25 protein-coding genes and 1 tRNA gene are annotated in these 19943 nt (G+C 68.6%); 12 read left to right on the top strand and 14 right to left on the bottom strand.

All coding sequences use genetic code 11. The annotated features are described in order from the left end of the window. Positions 1-214 precede the first annotated feature (214 nt). The 3 genes from AB5J87_RS16240 to AB5J87_RS16230 all read left to right on the top strand — a co-directional run bounded on the left by AB5J87_RS16240 (position 215) and on the right by AB5J87_RS16230 (position 3451). A complete protein-coding gene (locus tag AB5J87_RS16240; protein WP_369377408.1) occupies positions 215-1420 on the top strand; it encodes a DNA polymerase III subunit delta' in 1206 nt (401 codons plus the stop codon). Between the two features lie 313 nt (positions 1421-1733). Further along, entirely contained in the window at positions 1734-3281 is a 1548-nt protein-coding gene (locus AB5J87_RS16235; protein WP_369377407.1) for an alpha/beta hydrolase, read from the top strand. Positions 3282-3377: 96 nt separating this feature from the next. Beyond that, a tRNA-Thr gene (locus tag AB5J87_RS16230) sits at positions 3378-3451 on the top strand. Between the two features lie 45 nt (positions 3452-3496). On the opposite strand, the gene AB5J87_RS16225 is transcribed toward AB5J87_RS16230, so the two are convergent. From AB5J87_RS16225 to AB5J87_RS16175, 11 genes are all read right to left on the bottom strand, one after another. Further along, complete coding sequence (locus AB5J87_RS16225) at positions 3497-4900, bottom strand: tyrosine-type recombinase/integrase (protein WP_369377406.1); 1404 nt, start codon at positions 4898-4900, stop codon at positions 3497-3499. A 61-nt stretch (positions 4901-4961) separates the two neighbouring features. Next, complete coding sequence (locus tag AB5J87_RS16220; RefSeq protein WP_369377405.1) at positions 4962-5162, bottom strand: helix-turn-helix domain-containing protein; 201 nt, start codon at positions 5160-5162, stop codon at positions 4962-4964. Positions 5163-5344: 182 nt separating this feature from the next. Further along, on the bottom strand, positions 5345-5707 hold the full coding sequence (locus AB5J87_RS16215) for a hypothetical protein (RefSeq protein WP_369377404.1): 363 nt from the start codon (positions 5705-5707) through the stop codon (positions 5345-5347). After that, a complete protein-coding gene (locus tag AB5J87_RS16210; RefSeq protein WP_369377402.1) occupies positions 5704-6372 on the bottom strand; it encodes a hypothetical protein in 669 nt (222 codons plus the stop codon). The genes AB5J87_RS16215 and AB5J87_RS16210 overlap by 4 nt, the downstream gene beginning before the upstream one ends. A 90-nt stretch (positions 6373-6462) precedes the next feature. Then, on the bottom strand, positions 6463-6702 hold the full coding sequence (locus tag AB5J87_RS16205; protein WP_369377400.1) for a hypothetical protein: 240 nt from the start codon (positions 6700-6702) through the stop codon (positions 6463-6465). A 35-nt stretch (positions 6703-6737) separates the two neighbouring features. After that, positions 6738-6932, bottom strand: a complete 195-nt coding sequence (locus AB5J87_RS16200; protein WP_369377399.1) for a hypothetical protein — start codon at positions 6930-6932, stop codon at positions 6738-6740. A 17-nt stretch (positions 6933-6949) separates the two neighbouring features. Continuing rightward, on the bottom strand, positions 6950-7084 hold the full coding sequence (locus tag AB5J87_RS16195; protein WP_369377398.1) for a hypothetical protein: 135 nt from the start codon (positions 7082-7084) through the stop codon (positions 6950-6952). Between the two features lie 256 nt (positions 7085-7340). Further along, positions 7341-9539 (bottom strand): cell division protein FtsK, encoded by a 2199-nt coding sequence (locus AB5J87_RS16190; protein ID WP_369377397.1) that lies wholly within the window; start codon positions 9537-9539, stop codon positions 7341-7343. Between the two features lie 84 nt (positions 9540-9623). Beyond that, positions 9624-10571 carry a DUF2637 domain-containing protein gene (locus tag AB5J87_RS16185; RefSeq protein ID WP_369377396.1) on the bottom strand — a complete coding sequence of 316 codons (948 nt, stop codon included), beginning with the start codon at positions 10569-10571 and terminating at the stop codon, positions 9624-9626. Continuing rightward, complete coding sequence (locus AB5J87_RS16180; protein WP_369377395.1) at positions 10568-10858, bottom strand: hypothetical protein; 291 nt, start codon at positions 10856-10858, stop codon at positions 10568-10570. Before AB5J87_RS16180 ends, AB5J87_RS16185 begins: the two co-directional genes overlap by 4 nt. Positions 10859-10970: 112 nt before the next feature. After that, the gene (locus AB5J87_RS16175; protein WP_369377394.1) at positions 10971-11345 is read right to left on the bottom strand and encodes a hypothetical protein; all 375 of its coding nucleotides are present in this window, start codon (positions 11343-11345) and stop codon (positions 10971-10973) included. A 363-nt stretch (positions 11346-11708) separates the two neighbouring features. Between AB5J87_RS16175 and AB5J87_RS16170 the strand changes: the two genes are divergently transcribed. Both AB5J87_RS16170 and AB5J87_RS16165 read left to right on the top strand, forming a co-directional pair. Further along, complete coding sequence (locus AB5J87_RS16170; RefSeq protein ID WP_369383548.1) at positions 11709-12497, top strand: GntR family transcriptional regulator; 789 nt, start codon at positions 11709-11711, stop codon at positions 12495-12497. Positions 12498-12501: 4 nt separating this feature from the next. Beyond that, positions 12502-13260, top strand: coding sequence for a glycosyltransferase family 2 protein (locus AB5J87_RS16165; protein ID WP_369377392.1), 759 nt, complete (start codon positions 12502-12504; stop codon positions 13258-13260). Between the two features lie 6 nt (positions 13261-13266). Here the strand turns inward: AB5J87_RS16165 and AB5J87_RS16160 are convergent, their stop codons facing one another. Further along, positions 13267-14022, bottom strand: a complete 756-nt coding sequence (locus tag AB5J87_RS16160) for a GntR family transcriptional regulator (protein ID WP_369377391.1) — start codon at positions 14020-14022, stop codon at positions 13267-13269. Positions 14023-14099: 77 nt separating this feature from the next. Between AB5J87_RS16160 and AB5J87_RS16155 the strand changes: the two genes are divergently transcribed. From AB5J87_RS16155 to AB5J87_RS16135, 5 genes are all read left to right on the top strand, one after another. Further along, positions 14100-14390, top strand: a complete 291-nt coding sequence (locus AB5J87_RS16155) for a hypothetical protein (protein ID WP_369377390.1) — start codon at positions 14100-14102, stop codon at positions 14388-14390. Between the two features lie 13 nt (positions 14391-14403). Next, on the top strand, positions 14404-14637 hold the full coding sequence (locus AB5J87_RS16150; protein ID WP_369377388.1) for a hypothetical protein: 234 nt from the start codon (positions 14404-14406) through the stop codon (positions 14635-14637). Positions 14638-14815: 178 nt separating this feature from the next. Continuing rightward, on the top strand, positions 14816-15031 hold the full coding sequence (locus tag AB5J87_RS16145) for a hypothetical protein (RefSeq protein WP_369377387.1): 216 nt from the start codon (positions 14816-14818) through the stop codon (positions 15029-15031). A gap of 8 nt (positions 15032-15039) precedes the next feature. Continuing rightward, a complete protein-coding gene (locus AB5J87_RS16140; RefSeq protein ID WP_369377386.1) occupies positions 15040-15774 on the top strand; it encodes a GntR family transcriptional regulator in 735 nt (244 codons plus the stop codon). Further along, a complete protein-coding gene (locus AB5J87_RS16135; RefSeq protein WP_369377384.1) occupies positions 15771-16151 on the top strand; it encodes a hypothetical protein in 381 nt (126 codons plus the stop codon). Before AB5J87_RS16140 ends, AB5J87_RS16135 begins: the two co-directional genes overlap by 4 nt. Before the next feature lie 35 nt (positions 16152-16186). Here AB5J87_RS16135 and AB5J87_RS16130 read toward each other — a convergent pair whose 3' ends face one another. Both AB5J87_RS16130 and AB5J87_RS16125 read right to left on the bottom strand, forming a co-directional pair. Continuing rightward, entirely contained in the window at positions 16187-17110 is a 924-nt protein-coding gene (locus AB5J87_RS16130) for an FkbM family methyltransferase (RefSeq protein ID WP_369377383.1), read from the bottom strand. Between the two features lie 86 nt (positions 17111-17196). Further along, positions 17197-18435, bottom strand: coding sequence for an amidohydrolase family protein (locus AB5J87_RS16125; protein ID WP_369377382.1), 1239 nt, complete (start codon positions 18433-18435; stop codon positions 17197-17199). Between the two features lie 178 nt (positions 18436-18613). Between AB5J87_RS16125 and AB5J87_RS16120 the strand changes: the two genes are divergently transcribed. After that, positions 18614-19063 carry a DoxX family membrane protein gene (locus AB5J87_RS16120; protein ID WP_369377380.1) on the top strand — a complete coding sequence of 150 codons (450 nt, stop codon included), beginning with the start codon at positions 18614-18616 and terminating at the stop codon, positions 19061-19063. A 224-nt stretch (positions 19064-19287) separates the two neighbouring features. Continuing rightward, positions 19288-19851, top strand: coding sequence for a hypothetical protein (locus AB5J87_RS16115; protein ID WP_369377379.1), 564 nt, complete (start codon positions 19288-19290; stop codon positions 19849-19851). Positions 19852-19943 lie beyond the last annotated feature (92 nt).

Raw genomic sequence — 19943 nt, 5'->3', positions numbered from 1 at the left:
CCGTACGACGGGCCGCCACGTCGCGTACCGTCGCGCCGGCGCCCGGCAGGCGGCGCCCGGCGGTCGGCAGCCTGCCGCCGGCCGCCAGGCGGACGCCGCTGACCTGCGCGGATGCCGGGCCGGACGGGATTGTCGGACCCCTGCCCCACAATGGGGTCGTAGCAGGGCAGAGCAGGGACATACGGGGCGGAACAGAGCGCGGAGGCGGTGGCCCATGGCCGTGTGGGACGACCTGGTCGGGCAGGACCGGGTGCAGGAGCAGCTGGCCGCTGCCGCGCGCGACGCCGACGCGCTGGTGACCGCCACGGCGGCGGGGACGCCCGTTCCGGAGGCGTCGAAGATGACGCACGCGTGGCTGTTCACCGGGCCGCCGGGTTCGGGCCGCTCCACGGCGGCGCGCGCGTTCGCCGCCGCGCTCCAGTGCGTCAGCCCGGACCGGGCGCTGGGCGGCTCGCCGGGCTGCGGGTTCTGCGACGGCTGCCACACCAGTCTGGTCGGCACGCACGCGGACGTGGAAGTGGTGCGTACGGACCTGTTGTCCATCGGCGTCAAGGAGACCCGAGACCTGGTCCGCCGGGCGCAGCTCTCGCCCGCCGTCGGCCGCTGGCAGGTGATCGTCCTGGAGGACGCCGACCGGCTGACCGAGGGCGCGGGCAATGTGCTCCTGAAGGCGGTGGAGGAGCCCGCTCCGCGTACGGTGTGGCTGCTGTGCGCCCCCTCGTTGGAGGACGTGCTCCCGACGATCCGCTCCCGCTGCCGCCACCTGACGCTGCGCACCCCGCCCGTGGAGGCGGTCGCCGATGTGCTGATCCGCCGTGACGGCATCGCGCCGGAGACCGCGCTGGCTGCCGCCCGCGCCACCCAGGGGCACATCGGCCGGGCCCGCAGGCTGGCCACCGACGAGCGCGCGCGTGCCCGCCGCACCGCCGTCCTGAAGGTGCCGCTGCGGATCGAGGACGTGGGCGGCTGCCTCAAGGCGGCGCAGGAGCTCGTCGACACGGCCGCCGAGGACGCCAAGCAGCTCGCCGAGGAGGTGGACGTCAAGGAGACGGAGGACCTGAAGGCGGCGCTGGGCGCGCAGGCGGGCGGCCGGATGCCGCGCGGCACGGCCGGGGCGATGAAGGAGCTGGAGGACCGGCAGAAGCGCCGCAAGACGCGTACGCAGCGCGACAGCCTGGACCTGGCGCTCACCGATCTGACCGCGTTCTACCGCGACGTCCTGGCGCTCCAGCTCGGCTCGCGCACGGCGCTGGCGAACGAGGACGTACGGGACGCGGTCGACAGGGTCGCGCGCGGTTGCGGCCCCGAGGGAACCCTGCGCCGGATAGAGGCGGTCCTGGCCTGCCGCGAGGCGCTCGACCGCAATGTGGCGCCGCTGCTGGCGGTGGAGGCGATGACCATGGCGCTGCGGGCGGGCTGAGCCGGGGAGCCGGGGGCGGTGGCGGCCCCCCGGATGCGGGGCGGGCAGCGCGCGTCCACCCGGGGGGGCTCGTCCACGCGAGGCCGGTGGTGCCCGTCGACCCGAAGGTGATGGCGCCCATCGCCACGGGACGCCCGCCGATCCGAGGGCGGTGGCGAGTGTCGATGCGGGAGCAGTCTCCCGTCCACGCGGGGGCGTGCCACTGTCATCAGGGGGCGTACCGGCGCGCGGCGGGTTGACCGACTCACTCGTACGAGCCGTCGTCCGGCCGCCAACAGGGCACATGCGGTCACTACCCGGTTACGCTCCGGGGATGGACACCAGGCGCCTGATCCGTTCCTCCGCCATCGCCGTCGTGACCGCCGGGCTGTTCGCCTCCGGATGCTCGTCCGGCACCTCGTCCACCCGGGCGAACGCGTCCACCACCTCGGTCGCGGGCGCGCCGACCTCGGACGCCCTGCGCCCCTACTACCAGCAGAAGCTCAGCTGGCGGGAGTGCGGAGCGTCCGGGTTCGAGTGCGCCACGATGAAGGCGCCGCTCGACTACGCCGACCCCGGCGCCGGCCCGATCAAGCTGGCGGTGGCCCGCAAGAAGGCGACCGGACCGGGCAAGCGGATCGGCTCCCTCCTGGTGAATCCGGGCGGCCCGGGCGGGTCGGCCGTCGGATACCTCCAGCAGTACGCGGGCCTCGGCTACCCGGCCCCGGTGCGGGCCCGCTACGACATGGTGGCGGTCGACCCGCGCGGGGTGGCCCGCAGCGAGCCGGTCGAGTGCCTGTCGGGCCCGGAGATGGACGCGTACACGCAGGTCGACCAGACGCCGGACGACGCCGCCGAGAAGGCAGCGCTCGCCACGTCCTTCAAGAAGTTCGCGGCGGGCTGCGAGAAGCGGTCCGGCAAGGTGCTGCCGCACGTCTCGACGATCGAGGCGGCCCGCGACATGGACATCCTGCGCGCCCTGCTGGGTGACGAGAAGCTGTACTACGTGGGGGCGTCGTACGGCACGTTCCTGGGCGCGACCTACGCCGAACTGTTCCCGGACCGCACCGGGCGGCTGGTCCTGGACGGCGCGATGGACCCGTCCCTGCCCGCCCTGGAGATGAACCGGGACCAGACGGCGGGCTTCGAGACGGCGTTCCAGGCGTTCGCGGCGGACTGCGTGAAGAACAACAAGGACTGCCCGCTGGGCACGGAGTCCCCGGCGGACGCGTCGAAGCGCCTGAAGAAGTTCTTCGCCGACCTCGACGCCAAGCCGGTCGAGACGGGCGAGTCCCGCAAGCTCGGCGAGGCGCTCGCCACGACCGGGGTGATCGCGGCGATGTACGACGAGACGACCTGGCCCGAGCTGCGCACCGGCCTCACGCGCGCGATGCAGGGCGACGGCGCGGGCCTGCTCGCCCTCGCCGACTCGTACTACGAGCGGGACGCGAAGGGCGGCTACGCCAATCTGATGTACGCCAACGCGGCCGTGAACTGCCTGGACCTGCCGCCCGCCTTCACCGGCCCCGACGCGGTAGCCGCCGCCGTGCCCTCCTTCGAGAAGGCGTCCCCGGTCTTCGGCGAGGGCTTCGCCTGGGCGGCCCTGAACTGCACGTACTGGCCGCTGAAGGCCACCGGCTCGGCCCACCGCATCGAGGCGAAGGGCGCGGCCCCGATCGTGGTGGTCGGCACCACCCGCGACCCGGCCACCCCCTACAAGTGGGCGCGCTCCCTCGCCTCCCAGCTGTCCTCCGGCCGACTCCTGACCTACGAGGGCGACGGCCACACGGCGTACGGCCGCGGCAGCGACTGCATCGACACGGCGATCAACACGTACCTCCTGGAGGGCACGGTCCCGCCCGCCGGCAAGAAGTGCACCTGAGCTGCGAGGTCGCCCCGCAACGGGGGTGGTCGGGAGCACTCCCGAAACTGTGTAGACTTGGCGGCGTTGCTGATCGCACCATGGTGCGCACGGCGCGCCGCCTTAGCTCAGTTGGCCAGAGCAACGCACTCGTAATGCGTAGGTCTCGGGTTCGAATCCCGAAGGCGGCTCAGAGGAAGCCCAGCCCAGACACTGTCTGAGCTGGGCTTTTCTGGTTACTGAACGCGTCGGCGGCGCCGGGCACGGGCTGCTCGGCTGTCCGTGGTCTCATTCCTGGTCTCAGTTGCCGTCTCCGGCTGGCGCTCGCCCTGGCTCTGCGGCCAGAAGGCATCTCCCATCCGCCGCATGGCGTCCTTCGAGAGGGTGGACCTTCCCTTCACGTACCGCCGGGTCTGGCTGATCTGGGTGTGTCGGAGGATCTCCATGATCGTGGGCATGTCGACGCCGAGCTCGTTGAGGATGGTGCCCGCGGTGTGCCGACTGCCGTCGTAGAGGCGTCGATCACTGATCCCGGCCTCCGCAAGCAGCTCCTTGAATTCGTCCCAGTCGGATCGGGGGTCAATGGGGCGCCCGTCCGGCCGGGTGAATACCGCCTCGTGCTCCTCCCACGCGTCTCCGGCAGCGGCTCGCATCTCGTCCTGCTGTGCTTTGTGTTCGTACAGGTACGGGATGAAAGGCGGCGGGATCGGCACGGGATCCCGGCTCTTCTTTGTCTTCGGCCGAGTGAAGACGAGCCCGCCGCCCTTGCGCTCCGGACATGTACTCGCGTGCCGCTTGCACGACTTCGGACACGGCTTGGGGCAGCCGCGCTTGTAGCTCTTGTGTGTGGGGCAGTCTTTCGGGCACGGCTCGAATCTGTGAAGCCGAGCTCCGCACGCGTGTGGGTCCTTGCACCCATGCCGCCATGTCAGTCGTTGAAGCTGCCACCGCGGGTGGAAGAGCTCCTGATCGAGGTCGACGTACGGCCACCGCAGACCAAGCGCCTCCCCTTGCCGGAATCCCATCCCGACGCCGACACACCAGCGCATGAAGGTGGGCCGCTTGGCCGCTGCCTCCAAGAACGCCTTGGCCTCTTCGGTCGTGAAGGGGTTGGCCTCGGTCTCGTCGACCGTAGGGGGATCCACGAGTGTGGCGACGTTCTCGCTGATCATGCGACGGCGGTGGGCGATCTTCAGAGCGCGCGACAGGATGCGGTGGACCTTGAGTACGTGCGACGGCGCGTGTCCGGCGTCCAGCATCGCGCGGTACATCTTCTCCAGGTGCTCCGGCGCCAACTTGTCGATGCGATGGCCCCCGACGCCCGGCACGATGTCGTTGCGGGTCTTGGACCAATAGTCGTCCAGCGAACGCGGCTTGAGCTTCAGGCTCGCGATGTCGGTGAGGTACGTGTTCATCCATTGCGCGACGGTCGGCTTGCGGCCGGCCTTGGGTGCGCGTCCCTCGTCCCGGAGCTTCTCCAACTCCTTGACCTTGCGCTTGACGGCCGTTTCGGTCCTGGCCCTGCGGTGTCGCCGATCTGGCCGGCCGTCGTCCTTCACACCCATCGTGACGCGGCCGTGCCACCAACCGTCGCTGCCGAAGTAGATGGACGATTCCATGTTCGCCTTGCGGGGGCTCATGTTCTCCTCCAAGCAAAAGGCGGCCCCGGAACCCCCAGGGCCGCCTGCGGTGGGCCGGGGTTCAACGGGGCAGCGCTTCGAGGCTGTTCACATACGCCTCAAGGTCGCTGCGACGGATACGGCGGGAGCGGCCCCGCTTCACGTACTTCAGAACTCCGGCAGCCATGAGTTCGTACACCGTCGAGCGGCCGTAGCGGAGGACGTCAGCCGCTTCCTCGGGCGTATAGAGGAGCGGCTCCACGGTTCGCGTCTTGGGGTTCATCGCGGTAACCCCGTTTGTACGCGGCCGAGTTCGGCCGCACTGACTGATGGGCGGTCGATTCCGGCCCGGGGCAGCGGGGGAGAGGTGGGCTGGGGCATGCTTGGTGCACCTCCTGTTTCTTTGGGATGGGAGGCCGGGGCAGTGGGCTGCGTTGACCCGTCGACCGCTGCCCCGGGCAAAGCTCAGGCGACCTGGGCGTGACGCCAGCTGCGGTACTCCTCGCGGACGTACGCACGGAAGTCGTCGGCGGTGGCCAGCTCCGCTCCTCTGAACGTGAGCGGCCCGTGCTCCGCGTCGTACGTGGCGAAGTCTTCCGCCGCCTGGACCGCAGTCGCGATCGCCTCGGCGGCGAGGCCGGACGGGCGGGTGGCCTCTTCCTGGAGCGCGATGCGGTCCAGGGACGCGGCCTTCCGGAGGCGGAACTCGCGCTCGGCCAACGCGTCGGCCGGCGGAGTGTTGGTGTGCTTCGCGATCCACCCGATCTCGGCCGCGATTTCGGGAGCGTTCGCGTACGCGGCTTCGGGGCCGCTGGGGTCGTTGATCATCGGGCATCCTCCTCGGGGAAGTGGTTCGCTCGTGCGGCGAGGAGGAGGTAGTTCAGGGCGCTCTCCGCGACCTCGCCGTATGCGTACGCGCTGTCCGCCAGGCTGGCGGTGAACTCGGAGGCGGGGAACACCTCGGAGGCTTCGTGATCCGTCAGGTAGTTGTTCGATGAATCGTCGGTGGCCACGGAAGCGGTGAACTCGCGCCGCATGACCTCTGCGCGGAGTCGCGACAGGTGATCGCGGCCCGGCCACCTGATCATTGCCCTGTTGAGATCGGGCAGCAGGCTCGTGGGCGGCAGGACGTAGAGCCCGTCGTGGCGGCGCAGCTCGATGTGCCGGGGGCGTTCGCCCAGGGACACGAGACGAACGCTCTCGGCGGCGCCGTAGGCATAGGCGAGGCACGCGTTCTCGTGGAGGTGCCTGGTGTGGTGACGCAGCCCTCCGAACAGCTCGCTGAGCAGCGTGATCGCGGTGTCGTGCGGCTGGAGCAGACGCGTCTCGTTGACGCGCAATGTGCCGTCGGCGGGTAACAGCCGGTTCGGCTCGACGCTCCAGGCGGCGAAGCGCGCCGCCTCGCTGGCCGCACGATGTTCGCGGGCCGCGGCACCGAGGGCGAACACGCTGTCCGACAGGCTGATGAACCACGCGTAGGTGGTGTCGGGCATCGGAGCCCTCCGTTCTCCTCGGCGGGACTCGCGGCGCGGATGGCGACGTCCCGAGGCTGTTCTGCGGGCGAGCGCGGCGGGGCGGCGCCGCTACCTCACCTTCAGCAAGCTGGTGTTCCCGTCGGCAGCCGCGAGGAGCAGGCCGCGGAGGTCCCCGCCCACGGCGGCGACGCGGTGCTCCATCGCCTGCCACGAGTCCGCGTCGATGGCCATCAGGGCGGCGACCGCGACGGAAACCTTTCCTCGCTCCAAGGCGGCGAGGGCGTCCCGCAGGTCGCCGACCGCCATCAAGGTGGGGCGCTCAGGCTTGGCCGAATGCAGCTCAGACATGGGTTGTCTCCCTCGTTGTAGATCGTGGATCTAGGTCAGTTGATGAAGCCTGCGACGGCGTCCTTGAACGCGGTCATGATCTGGTCGACGGAACTCGCCCCGTCGCTCCTCGCGAGGTAGAAGCCGAAGAGCAGGGCGACGATGGCCGCGCCGGCGCCGAGTGCCTTGAAGCGCAGCAGCAGGAGCAGAAGGACCCCGAACAGCGCGAGGGCCGAGATCGAGAACTGCATGACGCGACTCCTCGGGGTCAGCGGGTGCCTTCGTGGTGGAAGCGGGCGAAGGTGTTGTAGAGACGACGCCCGACGCGGATCCGCTTGCCGTAGCCCCGGCAGCGGCGGCACTCCCGGCCGCGCCGGATCCGACCCCGACGGTTCTGCTTCACCTTGAAGCCGAACCCCCTGCACCCGCGGCAGTTCCCGAACGGGCTGAGCGAGCAAAGGGCGATGTAGCAGAGCGTGAGGAGCGTTAAGGCGGCTATAGCGTCGACGCGGGAAGCCATGGGAACCCCTTCCAGGGTGGGAATCACGGGACGCGGGGATCGGCTGCTAGGGGCTAGTCGGCAGCTCAGAGCCGCTGTATGCCGCTAGCGGAGGTGCTAGGTCTAGCGGGGGCATCCGCTAGACCTAGCGGCGAGTTGGCTAGGCCGCTTCGGATCTTCCCTCACGTTCTGCGACCGCTTTGACGACGTCGGCGCGCCGGATGCCACGGCGGTTGGCGCCCTTGCCGTCCTCGGCCGTGCCCCACACCTGAATCGGCCGGATGCCGTGCGGCTTGAGCGCCGGGGCCAACTGCTCCGCCGTCCACTCGCCGTACGCGTCCGGCCGGAGCTCCGCCAGGCGGGCAACGATGTCCTCGTTCCAGACCTTCGACTTGCCCTCCGGCATCGCGATGAGGAGATCCGCCAAGAGGTCGTACGCGGCGGATGCCGACGCCTCCGGCTCCTGACCGAGGGCGTACCCGGCGAGGGTGCCGGCGCGTTCGCGCATCTTCCGGGCATGTCCTGCGATGAGCTCCGCCTGTACGCCGTCGATCTTGATCGAGCGGACGATGCGAGCGTCCGCTCCCTCACCGAGGAAGTAGCAGATCCCCTTGTCGTCCCAAGCGAACATCGTGGCCCGTACGCCGCGCTTGTACGCGCCTGTGCCGAGGACGAGGTCGTTCTCGATGTGGCTCATGACCTTGAGGCACCAGCGAGCGGAGGCGTTCGCGGAGATGCCTTTGGGAAGGCTGGCGTCGTCCGGCCGCTGCGTCGCCAGGAGCAGCACGATCCCGGTGGCCGGGCCGCGCTTCACCAGGTCGGTGCAGATCTCCTCAAGCTCCTTGCCGTACTTGGGATGCTCGAACCACTTCTGGCACTCGTCGACTCCGACGACGATCGGGTGCAGTCCGAGGGAGCGCTTCGACGCCAGCTCGGTGGTGACCTTCGACTCCGGGCAGATGTCGCGCGGCAGGCTGCGGATGACCTTCGTACGTCGCCGCAGCTCGCCTTGGAGCTCGCGCATGGAGGTGAGGGCGTAGCGGATGTCCTCTTCGTCGTCGCCGGCGCGGTGCCGGTAGCTGACGGCGTCCCCCACCGGGTCCAGGTCGCCCGTCCCCTTCAAGTCGTAGCTGTGCACCTCCGCACGCGGATCAAGTGCGGCGATGAGCAGCAGTTCGCGCAGGAGGAACGTCTTCCCCATCCTCGGAATGGCGCCGATGACGCCCGCGAGGTACATCAGGGTGACGGCGACCCAGCGCCCGCGCTGGTCGGTTCCCCAGGGAACGGGCTGGAACAGGTCGACCGTCCCCGATTTCGCGAGCGGCCAGTCAGGCTGCTTCGTCTGGGACATGTCCTGGTCGCCGACCCACAGCTTCAGCCGGCCCGTGTGTTCGTCCGGCACGGCCTCCGGCCACACGGTGCCGAGTGGTCGGCGAAGACCGGAGGCCAGCCTCTCGCGCCGGTCGATCACGTCGGTCACGGTCACGCCGTACGGAAGGTCACCCGTGGCGAGCCACCCGGGGCCGTCGCGGGTGATGGGGCCAGTGAAGGTGAAGCCCTCTCCGCCCTTCGACTGCGCCTGATTGATCGCCGGGATGCCGAGCGAGCCCAGAGCCCTGAGCACGATGTCGCTGGTGAGCTTGGTTGCCTTCGGGATCTCCACAGCTCTGTGGATGACCGGTGCGTCGGCGGGCTGTCCCAGCCTCCCGAGCGCGAGGGTGATCACCGAGCCCGCCAGTCCCAGGAGCCAGGCCGGAGCCAGTACGTACAAGGCCAGGGCGGTCGTCGGACCGACCACTGCGGCGCACGCGGCGACGACGGTCCGCCAACGCACCCGGCGGTCACGCTGCCGGGAGAGCTTCAGATAGTCGTCGATGTCCTCCCGGCTCGCTGCCGCCTGCCGGAAGGGCTCGCCTTCGAGGTCCACCACCCAACGAGCCGCGCCTCCGACGAACCGTAAGGCGCCGCGAGGTGCTTGGAGGGTGAGGCGGAAGGCGTACCAGGGCGTGCGCACCGCGTGATACGCGGCGACGTGCCAGCCGAACGCGGCCACCCCTTTGCCGGCCGTCTGGAACTCGGTCCAGGACTGGGCCCACACGGGGATCACCGGGCGACGCTTCGATCCGAGGACCCGATCCATCAGGGTCGGACCGGTGGGGCCGCCGGGTCGGTCGACGACGACAGTCGTGTCGGGGTCGGCCGACTCTGACGAGGTCGAGTCGGGCGGCTGGGTCGGGCGGTCAGTGACCGACGATGCCCGATCGGAATCGGCTGCCATCTGTCCGGAGTCGGGCTTCAACTCCAGTTCCAGGCGCTCGAAGAGCGCCTTCTCGTGGTCGTCATCGTCTTCGTGCTTCACTGGCGTCTCCTTCCGGGTTTGGAGGGACACCGGGGCCCGGCCCTACCCGCCAAAGCAGCGGCCGGGCCCCGGAGGAATGCGGGGTCAGAGCGACGTCTCGGGCGGGGGTGCAGCCGTCTCCAGAGGAGCCGGCCTCTGCGCTGTTCGTTCAGACCGGAGCGCATCGCGCAGCTCGCGGGAGCGTGACTGGCTGCACCCGACGGCCCTCCGGATGGGATCGGCGTCCAACCGCTCGTAGGGCCAACTCGACGTCAGCTCCTGGGCCTTGATCAGTGCTTCGTCCCAGGTCATTCGCGGGCTGGGCCGCCCAGCCCGGTGTCTGCGCCGAGGTGGATGCTGCGGCGGCTCCTCGGAGGGAGGCGGGCCGGAGGCTTCGGGCGGCAGCTCTCCCAGCTTCAGGAGGACCAGATCCCGCCGTGGCGCCGTTCTGCGCCAGAAGCGCCCGTACACCGTCCGCAGTTCGGCGCGCACCAACTGACGGTCCTTCTCCAGTGCCAGCGCCTCGCGGTAATCGGTGATCTCCCAGAGCACCATCCGGCGCCAAAGAAGGAGAGTGGAGCAGGGTGCGAACAGCCACCGGGACCGGCGGACGCGCTCCATGCGGGTTCCGGTGGCGACGCCGACTCGGACCGCGTAGACGTGGGCGACGACTTCTCCGAGGACGACCCACAGCAGAGGCATCGACCCGTGGGCCACACGTGCCGAGGCCGACTCTCCTGCCGCGATGTTGAGCCAGCAGGTCACCAAAGTCAGCCCCCAGGGAACCCAGCGGACCCAGGCCAGCGGCATGCCGACTCTGATCAGCAACAGGTTCGCCACGGTGAAGACCGGGATGGCCAGGTCGATACCGATGGGCAACATCCACGGGTCCTTGAACCCCCAGCGGCTCGCGGCTGCGGAGACCGAACTGAAGGAGGCGGCCAGACCGAGGCCACCCACGCCCCCGCCTGCCGGGATCAGCAAGCCAAGGAGGAACTTCTCGGCCCTGCTGAGCGGTGACGGCACGGCGGGCGCCACGCTGATCGTGCTCACGCTGCCTGCCCCCTCCGGTCGGCTTCCTGAGCGGCGCAGACGGTGCTCCTCAGCTGCGCGGCGTTGCCCAGGGCGACCGCGTACATCGCGTCCTCGCGGGCGACAGGGTCCGTCAGGCTCTGCTCCAACAGCTCCGTCAGGACCTCGCGGGCGACAGCCACGCGGGCGTTGCGCTCCTCCGTGGTCTCGCCGGCCTCGCCGAGGAAGAGCGTTCGAAAGCACTCCGGCGGAGGCGCCTCGAACTCAATTGGCGGTAAGTCCTGCTGGTTCCGGGCGTAGCTACCCATGTGGGCTCTCCTGTTCCTGATTGGGATGGGAGAGCCAGAGCAGTGGGCTTCCTTGACCCGTCGACCACCGCCCTGGCCGAGGTGGATCTGGGGACGGGAAAATCCGTGAACCTCAGACGCGGAAGCGTCGGGGTCCGGTGAGGCGGTACCACCAGTGGTAGGCGGACATCACGGCCGAGTAGCCGCCGAGTCCGGAGAGGAACATCAGCACCCAGTCGGCTCCCAGGACTTGGGCCGACCGGCACCCGATAAAGGCGACGAGTAACGCGACGGCCAGCGTGATCATCGCCGCCGCGCTCTGACCGGCCGTGGGGTGCCGCTTGGCGTGCGCGACGACGAACAGGTCGTAGGGCCGTACGAAGCGAAGCGCTCCACCGGAGAGCTTCACCGCTACCAAGTTGCCGTCGCCTTCGTCGCTGACCCCGGCAACGGTGCCGAGTGTCCGGTCCTGGCGATGGCGCACGACGTCGCCGATGGCGATCAGCATGGGGTCCCCCTTGTTGGCAGTAAAGGCAGGGTTCGAGGCGGGCCGGGGCCAGCCAGCTGAGCACTCGCGGAGGACCACTCATCAGGAGAGACGAGTGGCCATGACCTCTGGCGCGGCCCCCTTCGGCGGCAGCGCCACAGATCAAAATCACTCGTTCGTCCAGGCACTCTGTGGAGTTCTGAAGGAGCGGCCGTTTCCTTTGCGCCCGTTCACCGGGCCCTCCGGACGGTGATTCATAAAGAGGTCTTGTCCTCAAGTCCTCTTTATGAGTTCTCAGGAGTGTGGCGGACGGGACTCCACTCGTCAAGACCTCTTGATGACTCGTATGCTGATCGAGGTCGTACGACGGGAACGGTGAGCAAGGTGGCAAAGGTCTACGAGCGGATCGCCGATGAGCTCAGGGAGTCCATCCGGGCGGGTCAGCTGGCTCCGGGGGACCAACTGCCCACGGAGGCAAAGCTTTCCGACCAGTTCGGGCGGAGCGTGCCGACGATCCGGGAGGCCCTGCGTCTTCTGCGGGACGAGGGGCTGATCGAGAAGCAGCACGGACGCGGGAACTTCGTCCGCCGTCCGCGCACGCCGGTGGTGCGTGACAACGCCCGGCACCAGTGGGAGAAGGACCGCGCTCGGGAGCCCGAGACGAAGCGGTTGGAGACCGGTGCCACGGAACACGACACGGGTCTCACGGTCAACGACCTCGTCTTCCATGCCTCCTACCGCGAGGCGAAGGCGGACGCCGAGTTGGCCGAGGCGCTGGGGGTGCCGGAGGGAACGCTTCTCCTTCAGCGCACCTACCGGACCCGGTACAGCGCCGAAACCGCCCCGTTCAACCTCGTGACCTCGTACCTCATCCACGAACTCGTCGCCGGCAACCCGGCTTTACTGGACGAGACCAAGGAGCCGTGGCCCGGCGGCACCATGAACCAGCTCTTCACCATCGGTATCGAGCTGGGGCGCATAGAGGAGCGTGTCACCGCGCGCCCGCCGTCGCCGGAAGAGGCGGAGGAGCTTGAGCTCCCGCCGGGGACGGCTGTCGTGCTGCTTCGGAAGACCTCGTACGACATCAACGACCGGCCTGTGGAGGTCTCGTACGTCACGGTGCCCGGCGATCGCACGGAAATGATCTTCAATACTCCACTGGAAAGGTGGTGACGCCGTGGCCCGGCGCATCATCGTCGTGACCGCTGTGCACCCGCCGTCCGCCAAGTTCCTGTCCGAGGCGTACAAGTCGCTCTGCGACCAGGAGCTCCCGGACGGCTGGGAATGGCACTGGGTCATCCGCGAGGACGGGCACAGCGAGGAAGTCGCCCCGCACGTCCCCGACGATCCGCGGGTGACCTTCCGGCAGGGACGCGCCGGCGGCCCCGGGGTGGCTCGCACGATGGCGCTGGCGGACGCGGACGGCGACTACGTCAAGATTCTCGACGCCGACGACCAGCTTGCCCCGGGCGCACTCGCCCGCGACCTGGCCGTACTCGAATCCGACCGCGGCATTGGCTGGACGACGTCCCGGGTCCTCGACCTTCTCCCGGACGGTTCGACCCTCGGCTTCGACCAGGATCCCGAGGGCGGGCCGATCGAGCGTGGCGAGGTGCTGCGCCACTGGCGGGAGCACGGGTACCGCGCGCAGGTGCACCCGGCGACCCTCTTCATGCGCCGTGACCTTCTCGTCGCGCTCGGCGGGTGGATGGCGCTTCCGGCCTCGGAGGACACGGGGCTGCTGCTTGCCCTGGACGCCGTCAGCCGCGGGTACTTCACGCGCGAGGTCGGGCTCATCTACCGCAAGTGGGAAGGCCAGGCGACCAGCCAGGCGGCCCACACGGACACCACCGAACGCGATGCGCGCATGGCGGTGGTGGAAGCCAGGGCCACGGCCCTGTCGTACTTCCAGTGGCACTTCCCGGCGGCGGACTGATCCGCGTTACGGATTGACCGGCACCTCGTAGACGATCTCGCAGAGGGCGGCGGGCACGATGATGTCCGCCGTCTCTACGGGCCGGTTGTCGTCGCTGTAGTACGTGCGCCGGATGTGGGTGACGAGCGCGCCCTTCTGTACGCCCAGGAGCTGGGCCTCCTCGGCGCTCGCGAGGCGTGGCTCCGGTTGCTCCACCGAGTGGCGGACCGTGATGCCGATCTCCGCCATGCGGTCGACGACGCCCTTGCCCGCGTGCGGACCACCCTCGGGCAGTACTACCAGCGTGCCGGACGTCAGCTCGTACGGCTCCCAACTGGTCGACAGCTGTACGGGCTTGGCGTCGGCCAGGAACTCGTAGGTCGTCCGTACGCACAGCGCACCTTCGGCGATGCCGAGGCGTTCGGCGATCTCCGCCGGTGCTGGAACCTTCGCGTCGCTCCGGCTCTCCCAGGCGCCTCGCTTGCCCAGCGCGGACATGTCCGCGTCGAAGGGCGAGCCCCCTCGCTGCTCGCGGTACTGCGAGCGGACCATGCGCACCCGGCTGCGCGGTTCGGCCACGTAAGTCCCTGATCCGGCACGCCCTTCCAGGACGCCCTGGGAGATCAAGAGCTCCTGCGCGCGCCGGATGACGTTCTCTCCCACGTGGCACTCCTGTGCGAGCTGGCCGCGCGAAGGCAGCCTGTCTCCCGGTGTCCACTCCTGGTCCGCGATGCGCTGTCGGAGGATTTCGGCGACGCGGAGGTACGGCGGCTGCTCACGCATATGGAAAATCTAGTCCACTAGCTCTAAGCTAGTTAACTAGCTTCACTCACCGTCATTCCATCGACGGAGGACGCCTTGTGCCCTCTTCGGAAGAACGTGCCGCCGAGACCGCCGACCGGCTCGCCGCCGCTGGACTGACACCCCATGTGGAAGAGCTCGCCGACCACTTATCCATCGAAGCGGGAGTGCCGGACTCGCTGCCCAAGGAGTCCTGGCGTGAGCTCTTGGCCGCACTGGAGGCGGGGGACTGGTTCGGGTTCGTCGACAGCCGTGAGAAGGGCCGCACGGTATGGGCCTGCTTCCGCCGAGACGAGCCCGCGGCGGTCGCCGCCGCCCAGCGACAAGAACATCAGCCACATCAGCCATAGGGAGCTGATCAACGTGTTCAACCGTATCCGCCGCGCCGTCGCACGGGTCGTTCCGGCCCGGGAACGCCGTCGACGACCGGAACCGGCGCACTGCGCGGACGCCAACTCGTTGCGCCTGGGCCAGGGGGAGCCGTCTCCGCTCACCAGGTCCGTGGTGCGCGAAGAGGTGATCTGGATGGATGGCGAGCCCAGCCTGCGGCCTTACGTACTCGTGTGTGAGCCGTTCGCCGCAGCGGAGGCCGAGTGATGAGTGCGAAGCAGGCCGTTCCCTATCTCTCGGCGTCATGCCGGATCGGCACCCATGCCGAGTGCACCGAGGCGCACCGGGTGGCGTCGACGCAGGGCGTCCCCGTCTTGTACGAGAAGTGCCGTTGCACCTGCCACAAGCCGTCGGCCGAGGGGCAGCGCGTCAGGAGGGCCTCTTGATGATGGGGTCCAAGCCACTTCGGCCGGCCATCGTGGTCACATCCACCACGGTCATGCGGGGCGACGTGATCGAGATCGGCGGCCGGCACTTTGAAATCACGGATCTGATCGACCTCTCCGGCCGCGCACGGCGACTGCGTTTCCGCACGGGGGAGACGCTCACGATGAGCTCCACCACTCGGCTGTTGGCCACACGACCGACCGCCAGGAGGTGACGGCCCCGATGGCTTTCCGGTATCGGGAGATCGCCGATGATCTGCGGGGCCGCATTGAGGTCGGTCAGCTGGCGGCGGGGGCGCGCCTTCCTTCGGAGGCCGCGCTGGCCAGGCAGTACAAGACGAGCACACCCACGATTCGCAACGCCTTGGACGTGCTCCAGCTCGAAGGGCTGGTGGACAAGCGCCACGGCGACGGGAACTTCGTGAGACGGGCCTGTCGGCGGCTGGACTACATGAGCGGTGAGGGGGCGACGGAGCCGTCCGAACCGCTCAGCGTGGAGTTGTGGATCCGTGTTCGGGTGGCCGAGATCCAGGCATCGGGAGAGGTGGCCTCGCTCCTCCGTACGCCGAAAGGCAGCCGTCTGACCCAGTGCCTGTACCTCCACATGGAGGAGGACGCTCCGCACAGCATGGCCCGCATCTATGTGCCCTGGTCAGTGGCCCAACTCCGCGTGCCCAAGGTGACCAGGTCACCTTGGGGCGACGACGTTCGGCAGTTGCTCGCCAAGGCCGGTGTGGTCGTCGTCTCCGTTGTCTCGCGGGTCGTCGCCCGGCCTCCGAACCAGGAGGAGAAGCAGAGGCTGCGCCTTGATCCGCGGACCTCGGTGCTGGCAGTGGAACGAGTCTCGACGGACGCCGAAGGCCGTGTCGTAGAGCTTGCGCTCCTGTCACTTCCCAGCGACCGCGCAGGTGCGGTCTTCGCTCACACAATGGTTGACCGGATAGGGGCTGCTCGATGAGGGACGATCTCGGCATCAGTCTGGGGGAGGACAGGAACGCCGGTCTCCGGCTGCTTCCGTGGACCAGGCCGGACGGGAACCCGTGCTACCTCCGCACGGACGACAACAAGGGCCATCTCTCTCGGCTCGCTGACGAAGCGGAGCAGATGCTCCTCGACATGGCGGAGACGATGCTCCCGCTGGCGGAGAGGGCTCTGGCCGACCCGGAGGTCCACAGAGACGACCTCATAAGCCTCGGGACGCAGCTCACCCAGTGCTTGCATGACACGCTTCGGGTGGCTGTCAGCCGCGGCGGACGGCTGGCTCGGCCTGCGACGACGAGTGCCCGAGGGGCAGAGGACGACGGGCCGGAGCTGCCCGCGGAGGCGTGCGGATGAGAGCTCTCGCCGACCAACCATGGCCGTTGTCCTGATCAGGGGAGGCTCTCGGCGTCGACGCGGGAGAAGACGAGATCACTCTCCGAGTCGATCGGCCCGCGCCAGCGAACCGGCACCGAGGCGGGGCGGCTGAGCGCGGCCGGGTAGGACTCCGGTGCGTAGTCGTTGGCCAGGCGATACGTGTGGAAGCCATGCGCCTGCATGGTGGCTAGCAGCTCGGCGGCGTCGTCGCCGAGCTGCTGCATGCGTTGCGGGGTCACTTCGACGGTGATCTCCGCGTCGGGCCGCAGCTTGTCGAGCATCGGGGCGAGGCCACGGACGACGGAGCCCTCCGCACCCTCGACATCGATCTTGATCACGCGAGCGTTCGCGATCTCCTGCGGAGCAAGGATCTCCGGCAGGGGATGCGCCTCGATCTCGAATGTGGACTCCGCCGGACCCTCGTACGGCACGGTGCTGGTCGCGCCCATGTTCCGCGAGCTGGCCAGGATGAACTTGAGCATCTGAGTACGGTCGGAGACCGCGGAGTTGATCGCACGGATGTTGTCGCAGCCGTTGAGCCTGGCGTGCTGGAGCACTCGGCGATGAAAGGCGGGCGACGCCTCAATGGCCACCACGCGACCCGTCTCACCGACAAGGCGCGAGGCCAGCACGCCGTAGTAGCCGATGTTGGAGCCGACATCTATGAAGGTGTCCCCGGGGCGTAGCCGACGCTGTAGCCACGTCGTCATGTGCGGCTCCCAGACGCCGTACATGTACAAGTACCGCTGGATCAGGTCCGTCGTGTCGACGGCGAAGCTGGCGCCGAAGCGGGTGCGGACCACGCGTTGCCGGGGGTGGTCCCGGAGGTACGGGTTGAGGTGGCGCGCCGCGAGCGGAGCTTTGCCGAGCGCTGTGGGGGCGTGGCGCACGTAGTCGCGTGCCACGGTCACCAGAGCCTCTGACACGGGATTGCTCATGCGTCCGCCTCTCCGCCGGTCTCACCTGAACCGTAACGCCGGGAGCGTGTGGGCTCCCAGCGTCCGACTCCGGCGGTACCCGAAGATCAGGCGGGCGAACCGACCCTCCGCTCGCGATCGAACGGGAGATCCAACATGCGGATGGCGTTCCCGCGGAGAAGCTTGTACGCCACGTCCTCCGGCAGCCCGGCGACGTGGTCTTCGGCCACCGCCTTCGTGTGCGGCCATGTCGAGTCGACGTGCGGATAGTCGGTCTCGAAGGTGGCGTTGTCGACTCCGACCGTCTCGATCGAGGCGATGCCGTGCTTGTCGCGGAAGAAGCAGCAGAAGATCTGGCGGTAGTAGTAGGTGGAGGGCGGCTCGGGGACCAGGTCCTTGACCCCGCCCCAGGCCCGGTGCTCCTCCCACACGTCGTCGGCACGCTCAAGCGCGTATGGGATCCACCCCATCTGCCCCTCGGAGTACGCCAGTTTCAGGCGCGGGAACTTCACCAGGACCCCGCTGAAGAGGAAGTCCATCATCGACGCCATCGCGTTGTTGAAACTGAGCGACGCCTGCACCGCCGGCGGCGCGTCCGGGCTCGCGGCCGGCATCTGCGAACTGCTCCCGATGTGCATGTTCACCACCGTCCCGGTCTCTTCACAGGCTGCGAAGAAGGGATCCCAGTAGCCGGAGTGGATCGAGGGCAGTCCCAGGTACGTCGGGATCTCGGAGAAGGTGACCGCCCGTACTCCGCGTGCGGCGTTGCGGCGGATCTCGGCGACGGCGAGGTCGATGTCCCACAGCGGGATGAGGCAGAGCGGGATCAGGCGCCCGCCGCTGTCGCCGCACCACTCCTCCACCATCCAGTCGTTGTAGGCCCGCACACAGGCCAGCGCCACCTCCTTGTCCCGCGCCTCGGCGAAGGTCTGCCCGCAGAACCGGGGAAAGGTGGGGAAACACAGGCTCGCCTCGACATGGTTGAGGTCCATGTCCGCCAGCCGCGCCTTCGGATCCCAGCACCCCCGCCGCATCTCCTCCCGCGTGATGCCGTCGAGCGTCATCTCGTCCCGGGAGAACCCGACGGCGGCGATGATTCGCTTGTACGGGAAGAGCAGGCCCTCGTACTCCCACCAGTCGGTGATCTGGCCCGCGGGGTCGGTGGTGAACCGGTACTTCCCGCCGATGTACTCCAGGTCCCCGATGCCGGCGGTGAACGGCTTCGGGCCCTTGTCGCGGTACTTCGCCGGAAGCCAGGTCTCGAAGAGGTGCGCGGGCTCGATCACGTGGTCGTCCACGCTGATGACCCTGGGCACGTCACTGGTGCCGATGTCGTCGTTGACCACGTCGTCTACCCCCTACTGCCTGCCGGTTCAACCGACTCGAATCTGACGATCCATCAGATCGAGGCTAGAGGGCCACCCGCGAGGCGGCAAGGAGCAGTGTCGGCCGACCCCTTGCGCGGGAGTCCGACTTCACGGTCAACTGACGCTCCGTCAGCTATGCCCGAAGGAGGGATCTGCCGTGGAGACGATCTGGCTCAGCGGAGCGGAGTGGTTCGCGGTCCTGCGGATCGGGCTGGGGCTGTGGTGGCTGGAGAGCTGGCGGCACAAGGACAAGAAGACGTGGTTCGCCGGCGGGGGCATCGCCTGGGCCGCGGGAATCGCGGAGGAGCACCGCTGGCCGTTCGTACGGCGGGGGTTCGACGTGGTGGTGAAGCCCCGCCCCAAGCTGATGGCGTACGTCGTCGCCTACGCGGAACTGGCCCTGGGCCTCGGCTTGATCTTCGGCTTCCTGACGCCGATCGCGCTGGTGGGTGGGCTGCTGCTGAACCTCATCTACTTCGTGCTCATGATCCACGACTGGGCAGAGCAGGGGCAGAACCTGATGATGGCGCTGGTGTCTGTGGGTGGGCTGTTCGCATTGTGCTGGCAGAGCTGGTCTGTTGATGAGGCTTTGGGGCTATTTGCGTAGCGGATAACGGGCCGGGCGGGGGTGCCCGGTCCAGGCAATCGTCGATCTGTGATGACTGCTCAGTGCCGTGGTTGCGCTCCGATCCGCCATCAGCGTGCGAACTCTGGCCCCTGCGCACGCAGGGCTCCACCTCGGCCAACGGCCTTAGCCCGCCGAATCCTTCAGTTGTGAGCCCTTCTAAGATCCCCTAGACATCTACATGTCTGCCGCGTCTGGGGGATGCAGTGGGGGCCGTCGAGCAGCTTGTCACCGTTGCCGCTGTGATGTTGGGCGCAGGGACGACGTACCTGACGAACCATGCGATGGAACGGAGCCGTAACCGCTACCAACTCCTGACCCGGTGGGATGACAAGAAGATCGACGCTTACGCCAACTACGTCGATGCGGTGAAGGCGAAGATCGCCATGTCCGTCCGGCTCTACGAGTTCAGGGAGGGCCTCCGACAGGAGGACAGGACGGAGCGCGAGCTCCGCGACGACCTGGCGGACGCCTCGCTCACCTGGGGGCGCAGCTTCGAGCGGGTCATGTTGCTCGGCGGGGACGATGCGATCGAGACGGCGCACGAGCTGAACGTCGTGCTCGCCGAGATCGAGTGGCAGGCCACAGGGAAGATAGCCGGGAGCTTGGAGGAGTGGCGCCAGCGACACCGCGGCGCGTTCCGCGTGATCAACGCCTTCCACGAGGCGGCGCGGGCGGACCTTGGTATCCAGGGGCGGGTGACAGGCGAGAATCACCCGGAGCGTGATCTCCTACTACCGTCGGCGCGCCGTGACGACGACGCTTCCTGACCGGATTCATGGGATGCACTGGTTTGTTGGCGCTGGACCTGTCACCCTGCCGCAGAACCGTTGCCTAGAGCGAACAACGGTGCTCGATCACC

The organism is Streptomyces sp. cg36 (assembly GCF_041080675.1).
Lineage (GTDB): Bacteria > Actinomycetota > Actinomycetes > Streptomycetales > Streptomycetaceae > Streptomyces.
This window is presented reverse-complemented; position numbering and strand designations above follow the sequence as displayed.